Below are 300 nucleotides of genomic sequence, written 5' to 3'. Positions count from 1 at the left end.
AGCCGGAATAGCCGCATCTATCAGAATGGCCCTGAAGGGTTATCGGGTCGAGGTCTTCGAGGCCAATGCCTACCCGGGAGGAAAGCTCTCGGAGATCGAGATTCAAGGCTACCGATTTGATGCCGGACCCTCCCTTTTTACGCTGCCTGATCAGGTGGAGGAGCTGTTTAGACTGGCAGGAAAAGACCCTAAGGAGCACTTTGAGTACCAGAAGCTGGACGTGGCCTGCCATTATTTCTGGGAAGATGGAAGTACCATCAAGGCGTGGGCTGATCCGAATCGCTTTGCCGAAGAGGTGGA

Annotated in this window: 1 protein-coding gene; it reads left to right on the top strand. The window is 54.3% G+C overall.

From position 1 onward, the window contains the following. Window positions 1-25 precede the first annotated feature (25 nt). Window positions 26-300: phytoene desaturase family protein (locus ACNKXV_RS14200; protein ID WP_417908364.1), on the top strand; the 275-nt coding region annotated here is incomplete at its 3' end.

This window comes from Christiangramia aquimixticola (assembly GCF_048285835.1).
GTDB lineage: Bacteria > Bacteroidota > Bacteroidia > Flavobacteriales > Flavobacteriaceae > Christiangramia > Christiangramia aquimixticola.
Note: the sequence above shows the minus strand (reverse complement) of the source record. Positions and strands in the feature narration are given on the sequence as shown.